Annotated in this window: 16 protein-coding genes; 12 read left to right on the forward strand and 4 right to left on the reverse strand. The window is 63.2% G+C overall.

Going from position 1 to position 25,928, the window contains the following annotated elements; translation table 11 throughout:
- The 3 genes from dsbG (at nucleotide 1) to QYE47_RS22695 (ending at nucleotide 2,603) form a co-directional block, all read left to right on the forward strand.
- Nucleotides 1-759 (forward strand): thiol:disulfide interchange protein DsbG, encoded by a 759-nt coding sequence (gene dsbG / locus QYE47_RS22685; protein ID WP_019437875.1) that lies wholly within the window; start codon nucleotides 1-3, stop codon nucleotides 757-759.
- Between the two features lie 732 nt (nucleotides 760-1,491).
- Entirely contained in the window at nucleotides 1,492-1,656 is a 165-nt protein-coding gene (locus QYE47_RS22690) for a hypothetical protein (RefSeq protein WP_155766697.1), read from the forward strand.
- Between the two features lie 245 nt (nucleotides 1,657-1,901).
- On the forward strand, nucleotides 1,902-2,603 hold the full coding sequence (locus QYE47_RS22695; RefSeq protein WP_070383601.1) for an ATP-binding cassette domain-containing protein: 702 nt from the start codon (nucleotides 1,902-1,904) through the stop codon (nucleotides 2,601-2,603).
- Between the two features lie 42 nt (nucleotides 2,604-2,645).
- Here QYE47_RS22695 and QYE47_RS22700 read toward each other — a convergent pair whose 3' ends face one another.
- Entirely contained in the window at nucleotides 2,646-15,599 is a 12,954-nt protein-coding gene (locus QYE47_RS22700; protein WP_070383600.1) for a non-ribosomal peptide synthetase, read from the reverse strand.
- Nucleotides 15,600-15,904: 305 nt separating this feature from the next.
- Here QYE47_RS22700 and QYE47_RS22705 point away from each other — a divergent pair, with 305 nt between their 5' ends.
- Entirely contained in the window at nucleotides 15,905-16,435 is a 531-nt protein-coding gene (locus tag QYE47_RS22705; protein WP_010954997.1) for an RNA polymerase factor sigma-70, read from the forward strand.
- 227 nt (nucleotides 16,436-16,662) lie between these two features.
- Here QYE47_RS22705 and QYE47_RS22710 read toward each other — a convergent pair whose 3' ends face one another.
- Both QYE47_RS22710 and QYE47_RS22715 read right to left on the reverse strand, forming a co-directional pair.
- Nucleotides 16,663-17,676: a GNAT family N-acetyltransferase gene (locus tag QYE47_RS22710; RefSeq protein WP_070383599.1), complete on the reverse strand. Its 1,014-nt coding sequence runs from the start codon at nucleotides 17,674-17,676 to the stop codon at nucleotides 16,663-16,665.
- Between the two features lie 63 nt (nucleotides 17,677-17,739).
- On the reverse strand, nucleotides 17,740-18,540 hold the full coding sequence (locus tag QYE47_RS22715) for an ABC transporter substrate-binding protein (protein ID WP_070383598.1): 801 nt from the start codon (nucleotides 18,538-18,540) through the stop codon (nucleotides 17,740-17,742).
- Nucleotides 18,541-18,711: 171 nt separating this feature from the next.
- Between QYE47_RS22715 and QYE47_RS22720 the strand changes: the two genes are divergently transcribed.
- Nucleotides 18,712-19,263, forward strand: a complete 552-nt coding sequence (locus QYE47_RS22720) for an exonuclease domain-containing protein (RefSeq protein WP_020192631.1) — start codon at nucleotides 18,712-18,714, stop codon at nucleotides 19,261-19,263.
- Nucleotides 19,264-19,337: 74 nt separating this feature from the next.
- Complete coding sequence (locus QYE47_RS22725; protein WP_003254278.1) at nucleotides 19,338-19,622, forward strand: pyrimidine/purine nucleoside phosphorylase; 285 nt, start codon at nucleotides 19,338-19,340, stop codon at nucleotides 19,620-19,622.
- Between the two features lie 114 nt (nucleotides 19,623-19,736).
- Here the strand turns inward: QYE47_RS22725 and QYE47_RS22730 are convergent, their stop codons facing one another.
- Nucleotides 19,737-20,429 (reverse strand): alpha/beta family hydrolase, encoded by a 693-nt coding sequence (locus tag QYE47_RS22730; RefSeq protein WP_041166869.1) that lies wholly within the window; start codon nucleotides 20,427-20,429, stop codon nucleotides 19,737-19,739.
- Nucleotides 20,430-20,479: 50 nt separating this feature from the next.
- On the opposite strand from QYE47_RS22730, the gene ccoN (QYE47_RS22735) reads away from it, so the two are divergent.
- From ccoN (QYE47_RS22735) to QYE47_RS22760, 6 genes are all read left to right on the forward strand, one after another.
- Complete coding sequence (gene ccoN / locus QYE47_RS22735; protein WP_014590230.1) at nucleotides 20,480-21,904, forward strand: cytochrome-c oxidase, cbb3-type subunit I; 1,425 nt, start codon at nucleotides 20,480-20,482, stop codon at nucleotides 21,902-21,904.
- A gap of 13 nt (nucleotides 21,905-21,917) precedes the next feature.
- On the forward strand, nucleotides 21,918-22,526 hold the full coding sequence (gene ccoO, locus QYE47_RS22740) for a cytochrome-c oxidase, cbb3-type subunit II (protein ID WP_010955002.1): 609 nt from the start codon (nucleotides 21,918-21,920) through the stop codon (nucleotides 22,524-22,526).
- 5 nt (nucleotides 22,527-22,531) lie between these two features.
- The gene (locus QYE47_RS22745) at nucleotides 22,532-22,726 is read left to right on the forward strand and encodes a cbb3-type cytochrome c oxidase subunit 3 (protein ID WP_010955003.1); all 195 of its coding nucleotides are present in this window, start codon (nucleotides 22,532-22,534) and stop codon (nucleotides 22,724-22,726) included.
- A complete protein-coding gene (ccoP, locus tag QYE47_RS22750) occupies nucleotides 22,723-23,664 on the forward strand; it encodes a cytochrome-c oxidase, cbb3-type subunit III (protein ID WP_014590229.1) in 942 nt (313 codons plus the stop codon). Before QYE47_RS22745 ends, ccoP begins: the two co-directional genes overlap by 4 nt.
- A 532-nt stretch (nucleotides 23,665-24,196) precedes the next feature.
- Entirely contained in the window at nucleotides 24,197-25,639 is a 1,443-nt protein-coding gene (gene ccoN, locus QYE47_RS22755) for a cytochrome-c oxidase, cbb3-type subunit I (RefSeq protein WP_003254284.1), read from the forward strand.
- A partial coding sequence (locus tag QYE47_RS22760; protein WP_301159132.1) for a cbb3-type cytochrome c oxidase subunit II occupies nucleotides 25,639-25,928 on the forward strand: 290 nt, incomplete at its 3' end. The genes ccoN (QYE47_RS22755) and QYE47_RS22760, both read left to right, overlap by 1 nt.

Consider the following 25,928-nt stretch of genomic DNA (forward strand, 5'->3'; position numbering starts at 1 on the left):
ATGCGATTGACTGCACTGCTGCCCCTGTCCCTGGCCCTGCTGGCCGCCCCTGCCCTGCAGGCCGAAGAACTGCCCAAGGCGGTTCAGCAGCTGCAAGCTAAGGGCGCCGTGATCAAGGGCAGCTTCGATGCGCCCAACGGCCTGCGCGGTTATGCCGCCGAGTACCAGAACAACGCCCTGGCCCTGTACCTGACCCCTGACGGCAAGCATGTACTGGTCGGCAGCCTGTTCGACGAACAGGGCAAAGACCTGAGCGCCGAGCCGCTGCAAAAGCTGGTATACGCGCCGATGAGCCAGGAAATCTGGGCGAAAATGGAAAAAACCGCGTGGATCGCCGACGGCAAGGCCGATGCGCCGCGCAAGGTGTACCTGTTCAGCGACCCGAACTGCCCGTACTGCAACATGTTCTGGGAACAGGCGCGGCCATGGGTGGAGTCGGGCAAGGTGCAGTTGCGCCATATCATGGTCGGCATCATCCGCGAAGACAGCCCGGGCAAGTCGGCGGCGCTGCTGGCAGCGAAAGACCCGGCCAAGGCACTGCAACAGCATGAGAAGGCCGGCAAGGCCAGCACCCTGAAGGCGCTGGAACAGGTGCCAGAGGCTGTGCAACAGAAGCTGGCGGCGAACATGGCGTTGATGGAAGAGATGGGGTTGCAGGCGACCCCGGCCATTTTCTATCAGGATGAGCAAGGCAACCTGCAAAGCCAGCAAGGGGCACCACGGCCGGAGATGCTGGGGAAGATTCTTGGCAAGCGCTAGTGCATGTGGTGGGGCACAGATCGAGCGCCGCGAAGCAGGTGACGCGGGGCATGGCTCCGGCTACGCCGGTGTTCGCGGGTGAACCCGCTCCTACGGGGCTCGCGCTAACGGCTGGGTTTTGCGCCAGGCCCGTGATCGCAAGGCCTGCGCGGTCGGGTGTAGGAGCGGGTTTACCCGCGAAAGGGCCGGACCTGCTGGCCAATTTCCACCAGCCGTTCACCGTTGCCGCCGCCATTGTATTCGCGGGTAAACCCGCTCCTACGCTGATCGGGAGTGGAGACACATTGGTGATTGGGCGCAGGCCGTTCTTACGCAAGCATTAAGTCTCCCAGCCGGGCAAATCTACCTCGCGCAGATTTAAATCTGCCACTCAACATATCTAGAAACAATTATTCGGCACACCCTGTCGTTAAACATCGTTTGCTTGCTTCCCTTATTCAAATCCTACACACACGCACAACAAAGAACTCTCGGACGCTCACAACAGAGCGTTCGAGCATCAAAAACAGAAACTTCTTACACAATTAGAAGAAAAAATAAACCCCAAAAAAACACTATCAGGTTTAAGCAAGACCATTCTGAAGAATTTTCCCACAAAAATAGCTTTAAACCGAACATTCCAATATCACGTCCAGCCACGCCATCCCCACCGAAAGATTGACTTGAAACCGCCGAACGCCTAAACCTCCATACCCATACATTTCAGACCACACCAACAACCAGGAGACACTCATGGAAAATCAATATGGCATTACCCTCATGGCATTGGCTTCTACACTCACTGCGAAATCAAATAACACCGCAACCATGACACCAAAATGGTCTACTCATGAATCCAAACCACTGTATCCGCAGCGCACAAAAAATCACGAGCATCACAAAAATCTTGACCACTGAGCACTTGAGGGAGCCCACATCGCTTCTTTGGTCAGCACTGGCCCCCTGCATACTCTTCATCGTTACCCAGCCAACGATGCTTCGCAGGCGCTAACGCTGATCAACCCGCTCTTTCTAAGCGCGCAGATCTTCCATGGCGAAATGCCCCTTCTCAGCAGTTTCCTGATTGCACTTTCGGCCTCTGCAGCCTCGACATACCTGACCGGAAGGTATTTCAGAATCCAACCCATATGGAGCCGATACTGATGGACATTTTAACTATAAACAACCTTCACTTCGGATACAGCGGAAACCCGCTGCTGAACGACATTGAACTCACTATAAAAGCGGGGGAACTGGTCGGCATTCTGGGCAACAACGGGGCCGGAAAGACAACCCTTTTCGACCTCATCTGTAAAATAAAGAAACCGGCAAAAGGTGCCATTTCCAATTTATCCAGGCGTCAGGCCTATTTGACGCAAATCCTTACACCGCCCCCATTACTGCGTATGAACGAAGCGGGCAAGCTTATCACCAGCCTGACCCCCAACGCTTCCCCAGATCACACAGAGATTCTCTCGAAACTAGCCAAATGGTCCCCGTCACTGTCCAAGCGATATGCAGAAATCGCCAAGAAAAAAGCCGCCAATTGCAGCTACGGTGAAATTCGTAGCTACTTCACGCTGACCTTGTTGCTTTTAAACAGTGACTTGATCATTCTTGACGAGCCAACGGCTGGCGTAGACCCTGAATTTCGACATTATATATGGCTCGGTATAAAAAGCGCGTGCGCGGAAGGTGCGAGCGTGCTGATATCTTCTCATTACACAGAGGAAATCACGAGAAACTGCCAGCGCTTTTATATGCTCGCAAACAAACGACTGGAAGCGTTTGACAGTGGTGGACAGTTCATGGAACGCCACCGTGCCAAATCGCTGGATGAAGCCTTTATCAATGCTTCGGTCTAAGTACCGTGGCCATCGAGAGGGGGCGCCAGGCGCCCCTGCCCATCACAACCCCTCCAGCTCCGCCATCAGGTCACTGAGCCGGTCGACCTTGTCATCATCCAGCGCACTGCCCTGCAGCCCCTGAACATACTCGGCCAACGCCTCCACCGTGCTGCACTCGAACATCGCCCGCAGCGGCACGTTCAGCTGTAGCTGCTTCTGCACCCGCGAAGCGATCTGCGTGGCCAGCAGCGAATGCCCGCCCAGCTCGAAGAAGTTGTCGTGCACCCCCACCCGCTCGGCTTTGAGCACATCGGCCCAAATACCCGCCAACACGTCCTCCAATTCATTGCGTGGCGCCTGATAGGCCTGACTGTACTGGCCGCCGATGTCGATGGCTGGCAAGGCCTTGCGGTCGAGCTTGCCGTTGGCGTTGTGCGGCAAGCTGTCGAACCAGCCCCAATGCAACGGCACCATGTACTCCGGCAACTCGGCACGCAGTCGTTGCTTGACCTGCTCCAGCAACGCGGCATCGGCACTGACGCCCTGGTGCGCCACCAGGTAGCCAACCAGATGCTTGCCGTTCACGCCCTCCTGCACCGCCACGGCGGCATCGCGAATTTCCGCCTGCTCATGCAGCCGGGCCTCGATCTCGCCCAGCTCGATGCGATAGCCGCGAATCTTCACCTGATGGTCAATGCGCCCGACGTACTCCAGCACACCGTCCAGGCGCTGCCGTGCGAGGTCACCGGTACGGTACAGGCGCTCTCCCGGTGCCCCGTAAGGGTGAGGAATGAACGCCAGCGCCGTGCGCACCGGGTCACTGACGTAGCCACGGCCTACACCCGTACCAGCCACGCACAGCTCGCCCACCGCTCCCAGCGGCACCAGCGCCTGGTCCTCGCCGAACAGGTACAGGCGGTTGTTGTCGGTTGGCGTGCCGATTGGCAGGTAGCTGCCTTGGGTCGAGGCGGCATCGACGCGGAAGAACGCCACGTCATCCGAGCACTCCGCCGGCCCATAGGCATTGACCAGGCCGATCTGCGGGTAGCGCTGCAGCCACTGCGCCGCCAGCTCCGGTGGCATGGCCTCGCCGGTCGGCAGCATCCAGCGCAGGCCGTCGAGGGCCTGGTGGTCGCTGGCCAGCATGCCCTGGATCAGGGACGGCACGCTCTCCAGCACGGTGATGCCGGTGGCCTGCACGTGCGCCAGCAGGCCCTGCGGGTCGTGGGCGATGGCGTTAGGCACGATCTCTACCTTGGCGCCGAACAGCGGCGCAGCCAGGAACTGCCAGACCGAGATGTCGAAGCTTTGCGAGGCGGTCTGGGCGATCACGTCCTGCTCGCTCAGCGCCAGGTAAGGCACCTTGCTCAGCTGGTTGTTGAGCATGCCGCGCTGCTCGACCATCACCCCTTTCGGCAGGCCGGTCGAGCCTGAGGTGTAGATCACATAGGCGAGGTTGTCCGGGCCACTGTGGATGCCCGGGTTGTGGCTTGCGATCGGGTTGGCCTGGACGTCTTCCCAGACCAGCAGTTGCGGCCGCAGCGCAGCCTCCAGCTCACCGAGCAACTGCCGCCCCTGCTCGGCGCAGGCCGCGCTGCACACCAGCACTGGCGTGCGGCTGAGCTGAATGATGCTTTGCAGGCGCGCCGCCGGCAGGCCCGGGTCCAGCGGCAGGTAGCCGGCGCCGGCCTTGAAGCTGCCGACAATCATGCCCAGCAGCGGCAACCCACGCTCGGCAAGCAGTGCCACTGGCTGGTCCACGCAGACCCCGGCAGCCACCAGCGCATGGCCCAGGCGGTTGGCCGCCAGGTTCAGCCCGGCGTAATCGTAGGACGCCTCCAGGCAGCGGGCCACGGTACGCTGTGGATGCGCCACGACCTGCGCTTCGAACTGCGCGATGTAGCTCTGTTCCAGCGGATAAACCCGCTCGGTCCGGTTGCAATCCTCCAGCAGGAAGCCTTGCTCCTGGGCGCTCAGCAACGGTAGCTCGCTCACCTCCCCTTCAAAGCCTTGTACCAGCGCCAGCAGCAGGCGCTTGAATTCGGCCAGCAGGCGCTCGACGGTCGGGTAGTCAAAGTAGCGCTGGTCGAACGACAGGTGCAGGCCCAGGTCATCACCCGGGTAGCACACCGCCGTCAGCGGGAAGTTGGTGTGGGTACGGCCCGAGTCGGAGCTGGCGTTCAGGTGCTGGGCGTGATCGAGCACGGCGGTTTCAACCGGCGCATTCTCGAACACGAACAGGCTGTCGAACAGCGGCTGGCCCTTGGGCAGCTCGCTGCACGCCTGGATCGCCACCAGCGGCAGGTATTCGTACTCGCGCAGTTCCATGTTGCTTTGCAGCAGGCCCTGCAGCCACTGGCGTACGCTGCAGCGCTCACCAGCGATGGGCAACTGCACGCGCAGGGCCACGCTGTTGATGAACAGGCCAACGGTGCGCTGCATCTGCGGCATGCTCACCGGGCGCCCGGCCACGGTCACGCCAAAGGCCACATCGCGGTCGCCGCTGTAACGCGCCAACACCAAGGCCCAGGCCGCCTGGGCGAAGGTGTTGACGGTGAGCTGATGAGCCTGGGCCAGTTCGCGCAGACGCACACCATCACTCACCTCCAGGCGGGTGTAGCAGTCGCCGACGACCATGCCGCTACCGGCGTGGTCATGGCGCAGCGGGCGGTCGCTCGGGATGGCTGTGGCACGTTCGAAGCCAGCCAGGTTGGCCTGCCACCAGGCGCGTGCATCGTCCAGGCCCTGGCGCTGCAGCCAACCGATGTAATCGCGGTAACGCGGTGGCACCGGCAGTTGGGCCTGACGGCCTTCGCCAAGGGCCTGGTAGACCTCGAAGAAATCGTTCATCAACAGCGAGCGGCACCAGGCATCGATAAGGATGTGGTGGTTGCTCATCATGAACCAGTAGCGTTCATCGGCCACGCGCACCAGGCGCAGGTGGAACGGTGCTTCGCTGAGCAAGGCAAAGCCGGCCTCGCGCTCCTGCTTGTGCAGGGCCTGCAGGCGCTGCTCCTGGGCATCCTCAGCAAGGCCGCGCCAGTCCTGGTAGTCCACCGCCAGGTTGCCCGGCTTGTGGATGATCTGCAGCATCGCCTCGCCGCTGTTCCAACTGAACGAGGCGCGCAACGCTTCGTGGCGCGCCACCACGGCCTGCCAGGCCTGGGCGAAACGCTCGGGGTCGAGGGCGCTGTTGATGCGGTAGCGGTCCTGCATGTAGTACAGGCCAGTGCCCGGCTCCAGCAGGGTGTGCAGCAGCATGCCTTCCTGCATCGGCGTCAGCGGGTAAACGTCCTCGATCTGCGCGGCCGGTACCGGCAATGCGTCGATCTGCTCCTGAGTCAGGTGCGCCAGCGGGAAGTCCGATGGGGTGAAGCTGCCATTGCCATCGGCCAGGCAATGCGCGACCAGCGCCAGCAGCTCCTGACGATAGGCCTCGGCCAGACCCGCGATGGTCTGCTGATCGTAGCGCTCGGCGCTGAAGGTCCAGCGCAGTTGCAGAGCACCGCCATACACCTGGCCATCGACGCTCAACCAGTTGGGCAACGGCGCATCGAGGTCATGGGCCAACCCGGCCGGGGCCTCCAGGGGCTGGAACAAGGCCGCACTGTCGAACTGCTGGTCGAACTGGCCCAGGTAGTTGAAGGTGATGCGCGCCTGCGGCAAGGCCGCCATCTGCTCGCGCCCGGCGGCATCCGCCAGGTAGCGCAGTACGCCGTAGCCCAGGCCCTTGTGCGGCACCTGGCGCAGTTGTTCCTTGATGCGCTTGATCGAACCGGCCCGCGCCGCGTCGTCTTCACCTGGCAGCGGACGCAGGCTCAGTGGGTAGGCATTGGTGAACCAGCCGACGCTGCGGGTCAGGTCCATGTCTTCGAACAGCCCATCACGGCCATGGCCTTCAAGCTGCACCAGCACTTCTTCATCGCCGCTCCAGCGGCACAAGGCCCGCGCCAGTGCAGTCAACAGCAGGTCGTTGACCTGGGTGTGGTAAGCCGCCGGGGCCAGTTGCAACAGCTGTCGGGTTTGCTCCACGTCCAGGCCGATGGCCAGGGTTTGAGCATGGCGATGCAAATTGCCGCCCTGCGGATGGTCGCACGGCAATTCGCGACGCACACCGCCCAGCTGGCCTTGCCACCAAGCCAGTTCGTCACGTAGCGAATCGCTGCCGGCGTAGCTGGCCAGGCGCGCGGCCCAGTCGCCGACGGCGTGGGTCTTGGCCGGCAGAGGCTGGCCACGGTACAGCGCCTGCAGGTCTTCCAGCAGCACCCGCCAGGACACACCATCGACCACCAGGTGATGGATCGCCAGCAACAACCGCTGGGTGCCCTGCCCGTCACGCACCAGCAAGGCGCGCAGCAGCGGCCCCTGTTGCAGGTCCAGGCTGCGCTGCACGTCAGTGTAGAGTGCCTGGCAATCATTGAAATCGGCGACAGTGGCGCTCCACAGCAGTTGCTCGGCGCCAGGCTGCGCGTACTGCGCCTGCCAGCGGCCCTGGGCATCGCTGAAGCGCAGACGCAGGCTGTCATGGTGCTGCACCAGCGCAGCCAACGCCTGTTCAAGGGTGGCCTCAACCAAGGGGTGGCGCACCTCCAGCAGCACGGCCTGGTTCCAGTGTTGCGGCTGTGGCACGTCACTGTCGAAGAACCAGTGCTGGATCGGCGTCAACCCGGCCTGGCCCTGGCGCAGTCCCTGCTCCACCGTGCTCACGGCTTCGCTGAGCTGAACCACAGCTGCCAGGGTCTGGATGGTCTGATGCTGGAACAGGTCGCGCGGCGTGAATTGCAAGCCGGCCTGCCGGGCGCGGCTGACCACCTGAATCGACAGGATCGAGTCGCCCCCCAGCTCGAAGAAGTTGTCCTGCACGCCGACCCGGGCAACGTTGAGCACCTCGCGCCAGATCTGCGCCAGCTGTGCTTCCACCTCATTGCCAGGGGACTGGTATTGCTGCCGCGCCTGCTCAAGGTCCGGCAGCGGCAGCGCACGGCGGTCGAGCTTGCCGTTGCCCATCAGCGGCAGGCTATCGAGCAGCACCAGGTGCGCAGGCACCATGTAGTCGGGCAGGTGCTGGCGGGCATCGGCTTTCACCACTTCGCGCAGCAGTTGTTGCGCGTCGCTACTGGCGGTGGCCTGCCTGCACACCAGATAGCCCACCAACTGCTTGCCGCCCGGCAAGTCCAGCGCCAGCACAACGGCCTCGTCGACATCGTGGTGCGCCTGCAAGCGGCTCTCGATTTCGCCCAGTTCGATGCGGAAGCCGCGGATCTTCACCTGCTGGTCGGCACGGCCGACATACTCCACCAGGCCATCGGTACCCAGGCGTACCAGGTCTCCGGTACGGTACAGGCGCCCGCCTTCGGCACTGAACGGGTCGGCGACAAAGCGCTCGGCAGTGAGGCCTGGCCGGTCGTGATAACCCTGGGCCAGGCCGGCGCCGCCGACATACAGTTCGCCAATGCCGCCTTGCGGCAACAAGGCCAGATCCTCGTCGAGGATATAGGCCGTACGGCTACCGATGACGCGGCCGATCGGTACGCTGCCAAGGTCTGCTGGCAACGCGTCTGGCGCCAGGCACGCCAGCGGCATGACCACGGTTTCGGTCGGGCCGTAGGCATTGAAGCACTGCTGCGGCGCAAAGGCCTGGCGAATACGCTGCAGGTGCTCGCCGGTCAGCGCCTCGCCCCCGGTAATCACCAGGCGTACCGGCAATTGTTCGCCCCGCCCGCCCAGGTACTGCGCCAGCTGGCTGCCGTAGCTGGGGGTAAAGCCCAGAATGCTCACCTGCTGCTCGCGCACCAACTGGCAGATGTCCTCGGCGCCCCACTGACCCTGGGCGCGCAGTACCACGCGCGCACCACACAACAGCGGCACCCACAGGCGCTCGCTGGCAGCGTCGAAATTGATCGAATAGAAATGCAGCTCGCAATCATCGCTGCGCATGCCAAATGCGGCGATCACCGCCTGGCAGTGCATGGCGAACTCGCCATGGCTGACCACCACGCCCTTGGGTTTGCCGGTGGAGCCGGAGGTGTAGATCAGGTAAGCCTGGTGCTGCGGCAGGCTGAGGTTGTCCAGCGGCGCATCGCTGTAGGCCGCCAGGCTGGCGGCATCGTCTTCCAGGCTCCAGCTGGCCACGCCTTCAGGCAGCTCGCCCAGAGTGTGCAGCAGCGCACGCTGGCTGAGCAGCAAGCCGATGCGGCTGTCTTCGATCATGTAGCGCAGGCGGTCGAGCGGGTACTCGGGGTCGAGCGGTACATAGGCGCCGCCGGCCTTGAGGATGGCCAGCAGGCCGACGACCATTTCCAGCGAGCGCTCCAGCGCCAGGCCCACGCGCACCTGCGGGCCGACACCCCGTTCGCGCAGGGCACGCGCCAGACGGTTGGCCTGCTGGTCGAGCTCGGCGTAGGTCAAGTGCTGGCCGGCGAAGGTCAACGCGCCAGCCTGTGGCGTGCGCGCGGCCTGGGCGGCGAACAGACCGTGGAGGGTCTGGCCAAGGTCGAAATCGTGTTCGCCCTGCAACTGGCCTGTAAGCACTTGTCGCTCGGCACTGCTCAGCATTGGCAGTTCGCACAGGCGGTGTTGCGGGTTGTCGAGCAAACCGACCAGCAGTTGTTGCCAGTGCTCGGCCATGCGCGCGATACGCGGCGCGTCGAACAGGTCGCGGCTGTAGGTCAGGCAGCAGCCCAGCCGGCCGTCCAGGTCGGTCACCTCCAGGTAAAGGTCGAACTTGGTGGCGCTGGCATCGTTGACCAGGTAATCCACCTGCATGCCGGCCAGCGTGCGGCTTTGCTGGAAGGCCCAGCGCTGCACGTTGCACATCACCTGGAACAGCGGGTTGTAGGCACTGCTGCGTGGGGGCTGCAGGGCCTCTACCAGTTGGTCGAACGGCAGGTCCTGGTGCGACTGGCCTTCGATGGCAGCCTGGCGAATCTGCTCCAGCAGCGCGCTGGCGGTCATCTGGCCGTCCAGCTGGCAGCGCAGCACCTGGGTGTTGAGGAAAGCGCCGATCAGGCCTTCGCTTTCCGGGCGGATGCGGTTGGCCACCGGCGCGCCGATACGCAGGTCGCGCTGGCCGCTGTAGCGGTGCAGCAAGGCGGCCAGGGTGGCGGTCATGGTCATGAACAGGGTCAGGCCGCGCTGGCTATTGAAAGCATGCACGCGGGCCACCAGTGCCGGATCGAGTTCGAAGCGGTACAGCTCGCCACGGTGGCTCTGGACTGCCGGACGCGGGCGGTCGGCAGGCAACGCCAGCACCGGGTGCTCGTCGCCCAGGCGGTGCTTCCAGTAGGCCAGTTGACGAGCGCCCTCGCCGCTTTCCAGCCATTGCCGCTGCCACACGCTATAGTCCAGGTACTGCACCGGCAGCGGCGCCAGTGGCGACTCGCGGTCATCGACAAAGGCTTCGTACAGCTCGCCCAGCTCGCGGGCGAAGATGTCCATGGCCCAGCCTTCGGTGACGATGTGGTGCAGCGTCAGCACAAAGAAGTGCTCGCGCTCGTTGGCCTTGACCAGGCACGCGCGCAGCAGCGGCCCCCGCTCCAGGTCGAAGGGCTGGTGCGCCTGGTCGTCGGCCAGTTGTTGCAAACGTTGCTGGCAGGCATCGTCTGACAAAGCGCTGAAGTCTTGCCAGTCCAGATGCAGGCCGCTGTCTTCGGCCACGCACTGGTACGGCACGCCGTCGATGCTGGGGAATGTGGTGCGCAAGGTTTCGTGACGCACGATCAGCGCCTGCAGTGCACGCTCGAAGGCGTCCACGTGCAGGGTGCCGCGCAGGCGTGCCATGCCGCCGACGTTGTACGCCGGGCTGTCCGGCTCCATCTGCCAGAGGAACCACATTCGCTGCTGCGAGTACGACAATGGCACCGCCTGACGGCGGTCGACACGGGTGATTGCACCTTGCAGGTTGCGCTCGCCGGCCGCGCGAAGGCGGGCGATCTCGGCACAGAAGGCGCCCAGCTCGCTGGCTTCGAACAGGGCCTTGAGCGGCAGCTCGACATCGCAGGCCTGGCGGGTGCGTGAAACGATCTGAGTAGCCAGCAACGAGTGGCCACCAAGGGCGAAGAAGTCGTCCTGCAGGCCAATGCGCGGCAGATTCAACACGTCGCGCCAGATGGCCGCGACCTGTTGTTGCAGCTCGGTTCGTGGCTCGACATGCTCACGCTGCTGCCACACTGGGGCAGGCAGTGCCTTGCGGTCGACCTTGCCGCTGGGGCCCAGTGGCATCTGTGCCAAGGGGATGAGTTGCGCCGGCACCATGTAGGCTGGCAATTGCTCAGCCAGCACGGCCAGCACCTCGGCAGGCTGGGCGCTGCCACTGTAATAGCCGACCAGTTGCGCGCCAACGGCGTCCTTGTGTATCAACACCAGCGCCTGTTCCACACCCGCCTGTGCCAGCAGGCAGGCCTGCACTTCCTCGGGCTCGACGCGGAAACCACGCACCTTTACCTGCTGGTCTAGGCGGCCAAGGTATTCCAGGGCCTCCAGCTGAACCTGCCAGCGGGCGCGATCGCCACTGCGGTAAAGACGCTGACCATTGCCGTCGGCCTGGGGTACGAAGCGCTCGGCAGTGAGGGCGGGGCGGCCCAGGTAACCACGGGCCAGGCCCGCGCCACCGAGGTACAGTTCACCCGGCACACCGGGGGCGCTCAGCTCCAGCTCATCGTCCAGCACGCGGCACAGCACATTGCCCAGCGGGCGGCCGATGGGCGAGCGCTCGCCGTCCGCCACCTGGCAGTGCCAGTGGGTGACGTTGATGGCGGTTTCGGTCGGGCCGTACCGGTTGTGCAGCTGCACCTGCGGCAGCACCTGCAGCACGCGGTCACGCAGCGTGGCGGACAACGCTTCGCCACCCGAAAACACCCGGCGCAAGCTGCTGCAGGCACCTGCCTGCGGCTCCTGGACGAACACCTGCAACAGCGGCGGTACAAAGTGCAGCGTAGTCACCCCATAAGCCTGCACCAGGGCAGCGATACGCTGCGGGTCGCGATGTTCACCAGGGCCGGCGAGTACCAGCTTGCAGCCGGTGACCAGCGGCCAGAAGCATTCCCACACCGAGACGTCGAAACTGATCGGCGCCTTCTGCATCAGCACGTCGCTGTCATTCAGCGCATAGGTCGTCTGCATCCACTGCAGGCGCTCGGCCAACGCCGCATGGGTATTGCCTACGCCCTTGGGCTGCCCGGTAGAGCCGGAGGTATAGATAACGTAGGCCAGGTTGTCGCCGTGCAGGTGCAGGCCGGGGGCATGGCTGGGCCAGCTGTCCAGGTGCAACTGGTCGAGGGCAATGGCGCTGACACCGTCGACCTGCGGTAGCTTGCCCAGCAGGCTGCTGTGGCTCAATAGCAAACGGGCGTCGCAGTCGGCCAGCATGTAGGCCAGGCGTTCGGCAGGGTAATCGACATCCAGCGGTACGTAGGCACCGCCAGCCTTGAGAATGGCTAGCAGGCCGACCAGCAATTGCGGTGAGCGCTCGATGGCAATGGCCACACAGGTATCGGGACCGACGCCTTTATCACGCAGGTAGTGGGCCAGGCGATTGGCTTGCTGGTGCAGCCCGGCGTAATCCAGGCTGCCCCCGTCCCAAACCAGGGCGGTGCGCTGCGGCGTCAGGCGTGCCTGCTCATTGAGTTGTTCGACCAACAGGTGGTGCGCTGCGGCGGCCGGTGCCTGGCCCCAACCCAGCAGCTGAGCACGGCCGGGCTCATCCAGCAATTGCACGTCGCCCAGCGCCTGCTGCGGCGCGGCACACACCTGTTCCAGCAACGCCAGCAGGTGATGGGCCAGACGCTCGACGGTGCTGGCTTCGAACAGCTCCGCGGCGTAGTCGAAGGCCAGGCTCAGGCGGCCCAGATGGTCCTCCTCACTGTGCAACTGCAAGTCGAACTTGGCTTCGCGGCTGTGCCACGCCAGCTCTTCGGCCAACAGCCCCGGCAGACGCCGCAGGGCTGACAGGTCGCGTTGCTGGTGGTTGAACATGACCTGGAACAGGCCCTGTTCGCGCGCATCGGGCAGGGCTTCGACAAGCTGTTCGAAGGGCAGGTCCTGATTAGCCTGGGCTTGCAACGTGGCCTGTCGTACCTGGGTCAGCAACTGGGTAAACGAGTGACGGCCATCGAATTGCGCGCGCAGCGCCTGCGTATTGATGAAGAAACCGACCATGCCTTGGGTTTCCAGGCGCGGGCGGTTGGCGTTGGGCACGCCGACGCGGATATCGGCCTGGCCGCTGTAGCGCTGCAGCAGCGCCTGCCAACCTGCCAGCAGGACCATGAACAGGCTGGCCTGCTGCTGGTGGGCAAGGCTCTTGAGCGCTTCGCCAAGCCTGGCCGGCACCTTGAGGTTGAAGCGCGCAGCGCTGTGCTCGCGCTGGCTGGCGCGCGGGTGGTCAGTGCACAGGTCAAGCGCCGGCAGCTCACCACCAAGGTGTGCCTTCCAGTACTGCAACTGGCGTTCGGCTTCACCGTCAGTCAGCCATTGCCGCTGCCAGCTGCCGTAGTCGGCGTACCCCAGGGGCAGCGGCGCCAGGTTGGCCTCCAGGCCTTGGCAGCGAGCGGCATACAGCTTGGCGAATTCTTCGAGCAGGATGTTCAGCGACCAGCCGTCGGCAACGATGTGGTGCAGGGTCACCCACAGCTGATGCTCTTCGTCGCCCAGGCGCACCAGGGTTGCCCGCAGCAGCGGGCCCTGGGTGAGGTCGAACGGCTGGCGGGCCTCGGTTTCCCGCAGCGCGGCGACCTGCTCGGGCGAGTGCCCTTCAAGGTCCAGGCGGTGCAGGCTGAACGGCTGTTGAGGCAGGATACGCTGCAGCGCCTGGCCATTCTCTTCGCTGAACACAGTACGCAGCGATTCATGGCGCGCCACCAGTGCCTGGAAGCTCACTTGCAGAGCATTGACATCCAGCTCGCCACGCAGGTGCAAGCCGGCGGGAATGTTGTAGGCCGCTGATTGCGGTTCCAGCTGCCACAGCAGCCACAAGCGGTTTTGCGCCAGCGACTGGGGCAACGCCTGGGCGCGCTCCAGCGTGGTGATGGCTGCGGTGCCAGCGGCGCCATCGGCGATGATCTGTGCCACGGCCTTGCTGTAGTCGGCCAGTACCGGCGCCTCGAACAGGGTACGCAGGCTCAGGTCGATACCCAGCTCGTCGGCCAGACGCGCCGTGGCCTGGGTGGCGGCGATGGAGTTACCGCCCAGTAGCAGGAAGTGGTCGTCCGCGGCCACCGCGTCTACCTTGAGGATGTCGCGCCACACAGCGGCGATGCGTGCTTGCAGCTCATCGCCAGCGGTTGCACGGGTACCGGCTTCGCTCACCTCAGGGAAACGGGCATAGCAGTCCAGGCTGCCTTCGTCCATGCGCAGCCGGCAGGCAGAGCGCTGCAACTTGCCGCTGGAGGTCTTCGGCAGCGCGCCGGGGTTCAGCAGCAGGACCACGGCCGGGGCCTGTCGGCAGGCGTCGGCGATGACCTGGCGCAGGGTCTTGATCAGGTCCTGGGGCTTGAGTGCCTTTTGCACATTGCGGCTGACCTCCACCGCGACACCGATGCCCTCCTCGCCTTGGTGCTCGACGGCGAACACCGCTACCCGGCCTTTACGCAGCACCTGAACTTCGCGCTCGAGGTTTTTTTCCAGGTCTTGTGGGTACAGGTTTTGCCCACGCACGATCAGCATGTCCTTCAGGCGCCCGGTGACGAATACCTCGCCGTCACGCATGAAGCCCAGGTCGCCGGTACGCAGCCAGGTCTGGCCGTCCATTTCGACAAAGGTGCGAGCGCTGGCTTCGGGGTTGCGCCAGTAACCCAATGCGATGCTCGGGCCGCCGGCCCAGATCTCGCCAACCTGGTTGTCATCCAGCACTTGCAGGCGTTGTGGTTCGACGATGCGTACGGCATGCCCCGGCTGTGGGTAGCCGCAGCTCATCAGCACACTGCCCTTGCCCAGCTCGGCACGGTTGGCAGCGAAGGCTGCGGCGTCGAGCTCCAGCGCGGCGATACCCTGGCCACGACGGCTGCCGCTGACGAACAGGGTGGCTTCGGCCAGGCCATAACTGGCGAAGAAGCTCTGCGGGTCGAAGCCACAGGCCTGGAACTTGTCGGCGAAGGTGGCCAGGCTGTCCTGGCGGATAGGCTCGGAGCCGGAATAGGCCACGCGCCAGCGGCTCAGGTCGAGCCCGGCCAGCGAAGCCTCGCTCACCCGTTCGCTGCACAGGCGGTAGGCAAAGTCGGGCCCGCCGCTGATGGTGCCACCGTATTCGCTGATGGCCTGCAACCAGCGCAACGGCCGGGCCAGGAAGTACCCCGGCGACATCAGCACGCAAGGCACGCCACTGAAGATCGGCTGCAGCAGGCCGCCGATCAGTCCCATGTCATGGTACAGCGGTAGCCAGCTGACGATCACATCGTCGGGGTTGAGGTCGATGCCAAAGCCTTGGCGGATCAGTTGCTCGTTGGCCACCAGGTTGCCATGGCTGACCTGCACGCCCTTGGGCAGCGCGGTGGAGCCGGAGGTGTACTGCAGGAAGGCGATGTCATCGCCCTTGAGCACGGGTTCACGCCAGTTCGCAGCCAGGGCCGGGTCCAAGCCATCCACTGCCAGCAGTTGGGGGACATTGTCCGCCGCCAGGGCTTCCAGGCCCTGCAGGCTGTCGTGCAGCGCCGCCACGGTCAGCAGCAGGCGCGGCTCGGCGTCATCGATGATCGACAGCAAACGCTCCTGGTGCTGCTGGCGCGCGGACTCCGGCGGGTAGGCCGGCACCGCGATCACGCCCGCATACAGGCAGCCGAAGAACGCCGCCACGTAATCTGGCCCGCTGGGGAACAACAGCACGGCACGGTCACCGAAGCTGGCGCGCGCCTGCAAGGCGGCGGCGATGGTGCGTGCACGCTGGTCGAGGTCCCGGTAGCTGAGCACGGCCTGCTCACCGGGCGTGTCGGCGAGAAAGCGCAGGGCAATCCTGTCCGGGGTCTGCGCGGCGCGTTGCGCCAGGGCCTGGACCAGCGAGAGCGGGAGTTCGAAGGCGTCCGTCATTGGGTGTTCCTGCCAGTGTCTGGTTAGGTCTGACAGCTGCTCCGCTAACGTGGGCGGGCAACGTATGCGACCGGGGATGTACACAGGGGAACGGATGGGCAGGGAGAGAAATTAGCGGGCAGGTCAGGCTTTAAGGGTTGATAAGGCATACCCCCAAAGCCAACCGCGCTTTAGAACTGAAACCCACAGATACTAATTACATTTCGCATTTGACAATTATTATCATCTTGCATAGTTTGTCGCACGTCGTAGGAAGCTTCCCAACCTTGGGCGCCTCCTCTCCCCTCTGTGACAAGGTGATTTCCATGGCGGAACAACTATCCACAAGTAAGTGCGATTCACCATTACTGCAGGCCTTCGTCGACAACCGCAGCATCCTGGTCAAGATCGCCGCCCGCATCACAGGCTGCCGCTCGCGGGCTGAGGACGTGGTACAGGATGCCTTTTTCCGGCTCAGCACCGCCCCGCAGATCACCTCATCGTTCAAGGCCCAGCTGAGCTACCTGTTCCAGATCGTGCGCAACCTGGCGATCGACCACTATCGCAAGCAGGCGATGGAGCTGAAGTACTCCGGTAGTGAAGAGGAAGGCATGAACGTGGTGGTGCAGAACGCCTCGCCCGAAGCCACCCATATCAACCGCGCCGCGCTGAACGACATCGCGGAGGCCTTGAACGAACTGCCGCCGCGCACCCGCTATGCTTTCGAGATGTACCGCCTTAATGGCGTGCCGCAGAAGGACATTGCCAAGGAACTGGGCGTATCGCCGACCTTGGTCAACTTCATGATCCGCGATGCGCTGGTGCATTGTCGCAAGACGGCCAGTCGGCAGGCCTGAAGATTGTTGCAAGCAAAAGCGAGAGCGAACCTGGATCGCTCTCGCTTTTGCTTGCAGCGCTAGTGTGGTTTTTTGCAAATACGGCCAATAACTCGCGAGCGATTTTTGCGTTCAGGCAAGGCGTCGCGACGAGTCGTAGCCCAGCTACGGCGAGGAGCGACAACGCCGCATGAGTGCAAAAAGCGCCGCGAGTTATGGTCGTTATTTGTGAAACACCACACTAGCCCCTACGTCAGCTTGCAACGATCGAAAAACCGCTCCCGCCCCAGAATCATCAACGCCGCCCGCTTGTGTGGAAAGTCGAACTCCTTGTCGCAATGGAAACATTGGTCGTGCATGTAGCCAATCATCTTGCCGTTGTCGGCGCGCGGCTCGGCCACCACCCGCTGGGTGCGCGGGTCATCCAGGAACAGGTAGTGCACCAACGCCGATAGCCAGCTGGCCACCTTGTGCGGCCCTCGGTGGCTCTCCTCTCCCACCAGCATATGGATACCACGGTCGTAGTCATCGGCCGGGTAGAAGAGGGCAATGCGGTCCTCCTTGGCCCAGTACGCCTCGAAGTAGGCAAACGGCTCGTCATCGAAACAACCGATCAACGTCAACGTATGCGGGTCGGCTTCGAGCTTGGCCAAGTATTCGCGGTGCTGCGCCAGCGTGCCACCCTCCTGCCAGAACGCCTCCACGCGAGGGTTGTTCTGCCAGCGGTTGAAACGCTCCAGGTCATGCTCGATCTCCAGGGTACGCAGCGATACCCAACTGCCCAAGCGCGCATCGAAGCGTCGGTACACTTCGCCCCGCGGCTTGGGCGCCCTGCGCGGGTGGCGCTTACCGTTGCTGATCTGCATCTGCTGCGGATATACCCCGGCAACCGACTCGCCCAGCCACGGCTGCGGCAGTTGCCAGAACAGTGCGCGCTCGCACAGGTACTGGCCAGGCTGTTCACCGGCCAGCAGCAGGCCACTGGCCAACGCCTGCGGCAACACTTCGGGCAGGTGCCAGGTCAGGCGCTGGCAGGCCGTATCGCGCGACAGCAACCAATAGCAGGCGGCCCACAAGGCTTGGTAGGGGCGCTCGGGGCAAAAGCGCTCAAGGTGAACGTGCAGAGAAGCGCCAGCCTCCAGACGCAACTGGATCAGGGGGCGGCCTTCAAGGGCCAGGCTTAACCAGCTGTCGCCCTCCTCGGCACTGAGGCTGCGCCAGCGTGGCGGTGACTGTGGCTGCGAAGCGGCATCGAACGGCATGGGCTTGACTCACGAAAATGAAGAAAAGGCACACTGCAGGGAACGTTGCCGCAACACGGGAATTTAGTCTTGCGGTGCAGCCACCGTGATGCGGTACGGCTCGAAGATGTGCGCCAGTTCACCGCTGTCACGCAGGCCACGCAGCAGGGCAGCGAACGACTGCTCGCCAATAGGCGACCCCGGGCGCAGCAAAGCGTAGTGGTGATAGACCTGGTCAATGCGTTGCGAAGGCACCAGCTGCGCCCTGCTCGCCGGGTTGCGTGCCAGGAAATCGCTGAGGTAGGAACGCGTGACCAGGGCAATATCGGCGCGGCCGGCCAGCACCATCAGCAGGTTGCTGTCATGGGAATAGGTCAGGGTCGCGTTGTATGTCTTGCGCAGGTAGTCCGGGTCAGTGTTGAAGCTGGCGAACGCGTAGTGGTAGCCGTTGAACAAGGCAAGGCGTTTGCCGCGCAGGTCATCGAAATAATGCGGATCATTGCCGTTTGCCTTGCGGGCGACGAACACTTCGGCATCTTCCAGGCCCATGTCCACAGTCTGATGAGCAATCTGCTCCCAGCCCCATTGTGGGTTCTCGAAAATAGCCATGTCGGTGCGGCCCTGCTGGAAGTCACCGAAGCGCCGCTGGATAGACGTAGGCACCAGAACGAAGTGATAGTGCTGCTGCGCCCGGTTGAGTGCATCGACCAACTGCGGCAGCAAACCGGTATCGGCACCTTGCTCGGGGCGCACTGTGTAAGGCGGGAAATGGGCTGCGCCAATCTTTACTTCAACCGCCTCGCCAGCCCATACCGGTGCCGCCAACCAGAACACGGCCAGCAGCATCAGGGTGGACAAGGCCTTGAGGCCGGGCGCTGGAGTCAAGACGGACACTCATCACGGTTTATGCCTGTATGCGCTTAAGCTAGGCGTTTTCCAGGGGCGACACAACTGCTGGCGCCTGCTCTTTGTGCCAAAGCAGGCGGCAAAATGCCATAGGATGCCGTATGCCCGGACATTGGCTACGCTCTAGCAGGATCTGCATGGGAGCCTGGTATGGGCCATTGGTTGGTGATCGACCTGGAAGCCACCACCGACGATGGTGGGTGGCCGGTCACAGAGATGGAAGTCATTGAAATCGGCGCAAGCCTGGTTACCCGCGAAGGCCGCGAGGTCGACCATTTCCAGCGTTTTGTTAAGCCACGGCGGCGGCCGCAGCTGACCCCGTTCTGCCGTGAGCTGACCCACATCAGCCAGGCCGACGTGGACAGCGCCGCGCCGTTTCGCGAGGTGTGGGCAAGCTTCGAGCGCTGGCTGGGGCACCACCGCGGGCAGCTTCAGGCCTGGGTCAGCTGGGGCGACTACGACCGCCAGCAACTGCACCAGGAGTGGCAACAGCACAGCCTCGACAGCCTGCTGCGCACATTGCCGCACATCAACCTCAAGCAACGCTTTGCCAAGGCCCGCCACCTGCAGCGCCCCACCGGCCTGAACGGCGCCCTGCAACTGGCCGGCATGCACTTTTGCGGGCAGCAGCACAGGGCCCTGGAAGATGCGCGCAACACGGCGCGGCTATTACCGTTGACCCTGCCCGCCAACGGCCCCTGAAAGCAGATGACGACGCCTGTGGGCTTGGGCATACTGGCCAGCCCTTTTTCAGCACCTCTTTTCAGGAGTCGCCCATGTTCCAGGTCAACGAGTACTTCAACGGCACCGTCAAGTCGATCGCATTCTCGGGCGAAGAAGGCCCGGCCACTGTCGGCGTCATGGCTCCGGGCGAATACGAATTCGGCACTGCCAAGCGCGAGATCATGCATGTGGTATCGGGCGCGCTGACCGTGAAACTGCCAGGTAGCGACAACTGGGAAACCTTCAACGCCGGTGACAAGTTCAACGTGCCGGCTGACAGCAAGTTCCAGCTGCAGGTGAAGGTGGATACCGCTTACCTGTGCGAATACCGCGACTAAGCGTTGGCCTGTTCCGGCCTCATCGCGGGTAAACCCGCTCCTACAGGGTGCTGAGCCGACCTTCGATGTTGTGCGGTCCTTGTAGGTGCGGGTTTGCCCGCGAAGAATCCAGCACTAGTCCTTCAGGAAATCAGCAACGCGTTCAGCCGCCGCCTGCAAATGCTGCTCATGGCTGAACCCCGAAGCCTTCAACGGCTTCAGGTCATGGTCCCCCGCCACTAGCCAGCTCACCTCGATCGCCGGCGACAACGCATACCCCGCCACCGCCTCGCGGTTACCCAGCGCATCCCGCTCGCCCTGCACGATCAACGTCGGTGTCTTCAACTCGGCCAGGTGCTCTACCCGTGGCTTCTCGGGTTTACCCACCGCGTAGAACGGATAGCCCAGGCACACCAGCGCATCCGCGCCCAGTTCGTCGGCCAGCAGACTCGCCATGCGCCCGCCCATGGACTTGCCCCCCACGGCCAGCTTGCCCGCGACCAAAGGTCGCACTTGCCGGTACACCTCGCGCCAGCATTCAAGCAACACCTTCTGCGGGTTCGGCGGCCGCTTGCCACCGGTAACCCTGCGCTCGGCCATGTACGGGAACTCGAAGCGCACTACCGCTACCCCAAGCGCCGCAAGCCTTTGCGCCATTTCGTCCATGAACTCGCTGTCCATCGGCGCGCCCGCGCCATGGGCCAGAATCAGGCACCCCTTGTAGTCATCTTTACCTGCAACCCGCGGAGGATCGCAGCGCAAGCCTGGGACATTTGCGACCTTCGCCCATTGATCCCCGTCAATACCGGCACTTTGCCCATTAATCATGCTTGCCTCGCTGTAAAGCCTGCCAAATAACCGTGGATGGGAACCCATACATGAACACAACCAGCAGTACCGCCTATAACTACAAGGTGGTCCGCCAATTCGCCATCATGACGGTGGTGTGGGGAATCGTCGGGATGGGGCTCGGCGTCTTCATCGCCGCCCAGCTCGCCTGGCCGTCCCTCAACTTCGACCTCCCCTGGACCAGTTTCGGCCGCCTGCGCCCCCTGCATACCAATGCGGTGATCTTCGCGTTCGGCGGCTGCGCACTGTTCGCCACCTCCTATTATTCGGTGCAACGCACCTGCCAGACCACCCTGTTCGCACCGGGCCTGGCCGCGTTCACGTTCTGGGGCTGGCAACTGGTTATCCTGCTGGCGGCCATCAGCCTGCCGCTGGGCTACACCAGCTCCAAGGAATACGCCGAACTGGAATGGCCGATCGACATTCTGATCACCATCGTCTGGGTGGGCTACGCCATCGTGTTCTTTGGCACGCTGATGAAGCGCAACACCAAACACATCTACGTCGGCAACTGGTTCTTCGGCGCCTTCATCCTGACCGTGGCACTGCTGCACATCGTCAACAACCTGGAACTGCCGGTCAGCCTGACCAAATCCTACTCGGTCTACGCTGGCGCCACCGATGCCATGGTGCAGTGGTGGTACGGCCATAACGCGGTGGGCTTCTTCCTGACCGCAGGCTTCCTGGGGATGATGTACTACTACGTGCCCAAGCAGGCCGAACGGCCGGTGTATTCGTATCGCTTGTCGATCGTGCACTTCTGGGCGCTGATCACCCTGTACATCTGGGCCGGCCCGCACCACTTGCACTACACCGCCCTGCCCGATTGGGCGCAGTCGCTGGGCATGGTGATGTCGCTGATCCTGCTGGCACCCAGCTGGGGCGGCATGATCAACGGCATGATGACCCTGTCGGGCGCTTGGCACAAACTGCGCAGCGACCCGATCCTGCGCTTCCTGGTGGTGTCGCTGGCGTTCTACGGCATGTCCACCTTCGAAGGCCCGATGATGGCCATCAAGACGGTCAACGCCCTGTCTCACTACACCGACTGGACCATCGGCCACGTCCACGCCGGCGCCCTCGGCTGGGTAGCGATGATCTCGATCGGCGCGCTGTACCACACCATCCCCAAAGTGTTCGGCAAAGAACGCATGTACAGCCTCGGCCTGATCAATGCGCACTTCTGGCTGGCCACCATTGGTACCGTGCTGTACATCGCCTCGATGTGGGTCAACGGCATCGCCCAGGGCCTGATGTGGCGCGCGGTCAACAGCGACGGCACGCTCACCTACTCGTTCGTGGAAACCCTGGTGGCCAGCCACCCAGGCTTCGTCGTGCGCTTCGTCGGCGGCGCGATCTTCCTCAGCGGCATGTTCCTGATGGCCTGGAACACCTGGCGCACCGTGCGTTCGCCAGCGCTTGACGTCGCCCCTGCGAACGCCCGGTTGGCTTGAGGAGAAACGCCTGATGAAACATGAAGTCATCGAGAAAAACGTCGGCCTGATGGCGCTGCTGATGGTATTTGCCGTCAGCATCGGCGGCCTGACCCAGATCGTCCCGCTGTTCTTCCAGGACGTCACCAACAAACCGGTCGAAGGCATGAAGCCCTACACCGCGCTGCAACTGGAAGGCCGCGATGTCTACATCCGCGAAGGTTGCGTGGGCTGTCACTCGCAGATGATCCGCCCGTTCCGCGCCGAAACCGAGCGTTACGGCCACTACTCGGTAGCCGGTGAAAGCGTGTGGGACCACCCGTTCCTGTGGGGCTCCAAGCGCACCGGGCCGGACCTGGCCCGGGTCGGTGGCCGCTACTCGGACGACTGGCACCGTGCGCACCTGTACAACCCGCGCAACGTGGTGCCGGAGTCGAAGATGCCGTCCTACCCGTGGCTGGTTGCCCAGCCGGTCGACAACAGCCACACCGACGTCAAGATGCGCACCCTGCGCACCCTGGGCGTGCCGTACACCGACGACGACATTGCCGGCGCCCGTGAAGCGGTCAAAGGCAAGACCGAGATGGATGCCCTGGTCGCCTACCTGCAGGTGCTCGGCACCGCGATCAAGAACAAGAGGTGAGTGCGATGGAAATGGACATCGGCATGATCCGCGGGCTGGGCACCCTGGTGGTGATGATTGCCTTCATCGGCCTCACCCTGTGGGTCTTCAACCGCCGCCGCGACCGTGATTTCGCCGAAGCGCGCCTGCTGCCCTTCGTCGACGACCGCCTGCCCACTGCCGGGCAGGAGCCTGCTGCAAAAAGGAGTAACGGGCAATGACCACCTTCTGGAGTACGTACATCAGCGTACTGACCATCGGTAGCCTGATTGGCCTGACCTGGCTACTGCTCGCCACGCGCAAGGGCCAGAGCAACAACACCACCGACGAGACCATGGGCCACAGCTTCGACGGCATCGAGGAGTACGACAACCCGCTGCCCAAGTGGTGGTTCTGGCTGTTCGTTGGCACCTTGGCGTTCTCGGTCGGCTACCTGATCCTCTACCCGGGCCTGGGCAACTGGAAAGGCATCCTGCCGGGCTATGAAAATGGCTGGACCGGCGCCAACGAATGGCAGAAGGAAATGGATAAGGCCGATGCCAGGTTCGGTCCGATCTTCGCCAAATACGCCGCCATGCCCGTAGAAGAAGTGGCGAAGGACCCGCAGGCGCTGAAAATGGGCAGCCGCCTGTTTGCCTCCAACTGCTCGGTGTGCCACGGTTCCGACGCCAAGGGTGCCTTTGGCTTCCCCAATCTCACCGACAATGACTGGCGCTGGGGCGGCGAGCCGGAAACCATCAAGACCACCATCATGAGCGGTCGCCATGGCGTGATGCCGGCCTGGGCCGAAGTGATCGGTGACCAGGGCGTGGCCGATGTGGCTGCATTCGTGGTCAGCAAACTCGATGGCCGCACTCTGCCTGAGGGCGCGAAGGCCGATGTGGAGAACGGACAGAAGATCTTCGCAGCCAACTGCGTGGCCTGCCACGGGCCGGAAGGCAAAGGTACGCCCGCCATGGGCGCTCCGAACCTGACCCATCCGCAGGCGTTCATCTACGGCTCGAGCTTTGCCCAGCTGCAGCAGACCATTCGTTATGGTCGCCAGGGGCAAATGCCGGCGCAGGCCGAGATCCAAGGGAATGACAAGGTGCACCTGCTGGCGGCTTATGTGTATAGCCTGTCGCAGGATGGTTCGGCTGAGGCTGTGACTGCCAAGTGAGTTTGCCGAAAGGGATTTGCCGCCTGTGAGATCGAGCGCCGCCCGCGCGGCGCTCGATCCCTGCCCCACCACAACACCCAAACCTTACACCCCTGCCCCACCACAACACTCAAACCTTACCCCCCCGCCCACCACAACCCCAAACCTTACACCCCCACCCCCCATAACCCTCAAGCCTTACACTCCCCCGCCCACTACCAGCCTCAACCCCCTTCCCTTGCACCCCCACCGAACACAACTAAGCTTGTTGCCTCAGTGGGCTTCGCTCCGAAAGGACCGGAGCAGACGCGGCGCATGGCCTGTCGCCGACCCAGAAAAAGCTTGACCGATCGATCAGAAAAAGATGAAAAACGGTACACATTACAAATATTTATTTGTGTACAATCGCCCAGACCCGATCCCTGCGGGACATCAGTGAACGGGTCTGGACACGGGTCGGCGTACCAAAGTTGCGTTGCGGTAACCTTGCTGGTTATCAATACTGGCGCCGATTTTTCGACCAACAAGAACATCAAAACCGTGGAACCTTAGAATGAGCACAGCAATCAGTCCGACTGCTTATAACTATAAGGTCGTCCGCCAGTTCGCCATCATGACGGTGGTCTGGGGGATCCTTGGCATGGGCCTCGGCGTCTTCATCGCCTCGCAGCTGGTGTGGCCGCAACTGAACCTGGACCTTCCCTGGACCAGCTTCGGCCGCCTGCGCCCGCTGCACACCAACCTGGTGATCTTCGCCTTCGGGGGCTGTGCGCTGTTCGGCACCAGCTACTACGTGGTGCAGCGCACCTGCCAGACCCGGCTGATCTCCGACAGCATGGCCGCTTTCACCTTCTGGGGTTGGCAAGCCGTGATCGTCGGCGCGCTGATCACCCTGCCGATGGGCTACACCACCACCAAGGAATACGCCGAGCTCGAGTGGCCGCTGGCGATCCTGCTGGCCATCGTCTGGGTAACCTACGGCCTGGTGTTCTTCGGCACCATCGTCAAGCGCAAGACCAAGCACATCTATGTCGGCAACTGGTTCTACGGTGCGTTCATCGTGGTCACCGCGATGCTGCACATCGTCAACCACATCTCGCTGCCGGTGAGCCTGTTCAAGTCGTACTCGGCCTACTCCGGCGCCACCGACGCGATGATCCAGTGGTGGTACGGCCACAACGCCGTGGGCTTCTTCCTCACCACCGGGTTCCTGGGGATGATGTACTACTTTGTGCCCAAGCAGGCCGAGCGGCCGATCTACTCGTATCGCTTGTCGATCGTGCACTTCTGGGCGCTGATCACCCTGTACATCTGGGCCGGCCCGCACCACCTGCACTACACCGCCCTGCCTGACTGGGCGCAGTCGCTGGGCATGGTAATGTCGATCATCCTGCTGGCGCCAAGCTGGGGCGGCATGATCAACGGCATGATGACCCTGTCGGGCGCCTGGCACAAACTGCGCACCGACCCGATCCTGCGCTTCCTGGTGGTGTCGCTGGCGTTCTACGGCATGTCCACCTTCGAAGGCCCGATGATGGCCATCAAGACCGTGAACTCACTGTCGCACTACACCGACTGGACCATCGGCCACGTCCACGCCGGCGCCCTTGGCTGGGTGGCAATGATTTCGATCGGCGCCGTGTACCACATGATCCCGAAACTCTACGGCCGCGAGCAGATGCACAGCATCGGCCTGATCAACGCGCACTTCTGGCTGGCCACCATCGGTACCGTACTGTACATCGCCTCGATGTGGGTCAACGGCATCACCCAGGGCCTGATGTGGCGCGCCATCAACGATGACGGCACCCTCACCTACTCCTTCGTCGAAGCCCTGCAGGCCAGCCACCCCGGCTACATCGTCCGCGCCCTGGGCGGTGCGTTCTTCGCCAGCGGCATGCTGCTGATGGCCTACAACGTGTTCCGTACCGTACGTGCCGCCAACCCGGCACAGGCTGAAGAGGCCGCCAAGATCGTCGTTGTGGGAGCGCACTGATGAAGCATGAAGCCGTCGAGAAGAACATAGGCCTGCTGGCCTTCTTCATGGTCATCGCCGTGAGTATCGGTGGCCTGACCCAGATCGTCCCGCTGTTTTTCCAGGACGTCACCAACAAGCCGGTCGAGGGCATGAAGCCACGCACTGCGCTCGAGGTGGAAGGCCGCGATATCTACATCCGCGAAGGCTGCGTGGGCTGCCACTCGCAGATGATCCGCCCGTTCCGTGCTGAAACCGAGCGTTACGGCCACTACTCGGTAGCCGGTGAAAGCGTGTGGGACCACCCGTT

The organism is Pseudomonas sp. 2,4-D (genome assembly GCF_030418155.1).
GTDB lineage: Bacteria > Pseudomonadota > Gammaproteobacteria > Pseudomonadales > Pseudomonadaceae > Aquipseudomonas > Aquipseudomonas alloputida.

Coding starts and splice junctions, on each gene's coding strand:
- dsbG (WP_019437875.1), top strand. CDS start 1: ATGCGATTGACTGCACTGCTGCCCCTGTCCCTGGCCCTGCTGGCCGCC.
- QYE47_RS22690 (WP_155766697.1), top strand. CDS start 1,492: ATGGAAAATCAATATGGCATTACCCTCATGGCATTGGCTTCTACACTC.
- QYE47_RS22695 (WP_070383601.1), top strand. CDS start 1,902: ATGGACATTTTAACTATAAACAACCTTCACTTCGGATACAGCGGAAAC.
- QYE47_RS22700 (WP_070383600.1), bottom strand. CDS start 15,599: ATGACGGACGCCTTCGAACTCCCGCTCTCGCTGGTCCAGGCCCTGGCG.
- QYE47_RS22705 (WP_010954997.1), top strand. CDS start 15,905: ATGGCGGAACAACTATCCACAAGTAAGTGCGATTCACCATTACTGCAG.
- QYE47_RS22710 (WP_070383599.1), bottom strand. CDS start 17,676: ATGCCGTTCGATGCCGCTTCGCAGCCACAGTCACCGCCACGCTGGCGC.
- QYE47_RS22720 (WP_020192631.1), top strand. CDS start 18,712: ATGGGCCATTGGTTGGTGATCGACCTGGAAGCCACCACCGACGATGGT.
- QYE47_RS22725 (WP_003254278.1), top strand. CDS start 19,338: ATGTTCCAGGTCAACGAGTACTTCAACGGCACCGTCAAGTCGATCGCA.
- QYE47_RS22730 (WP_041166869.1), bottom strand. CDS start 20,429: ATGATTAATGGGCAAAGTGCCGGTATTGACGGGGATCAATGGGCGAAG.
- ccoN (WP_014590230.1), top strand. CDS start 20,480: ATGAACACAACCAGCAGTACCGCCTATAACTACAAGGTGGTCCGCCAA.
- ccoO (WP_010955002.1), top strand. CDS start 21,918: ATGAAACATGAAGTCATCGAGAAAAACGTCGGCCTGATGGCGCTGCTG.
- QYE47_RS22745 (WP_010955003.1), top strand. CDS start 22,532: ATGGAAATGGACATCGGCATGATCCGCGGGCTGGGCACCCTGGTGGTG.
- ccoP (WP_014590229.1), top strand. CDS start 22,723: ATGACCACCTTCTGGAGTACGTACATCAGCGTACTGACCATCGGTAGC.
- ccoN (WP_003254284.1), top strand. CDS start 24,197: ATGAGCACAGCAATCAGTCCGACTGCTTATAACTATAAGGTCGTCCGC.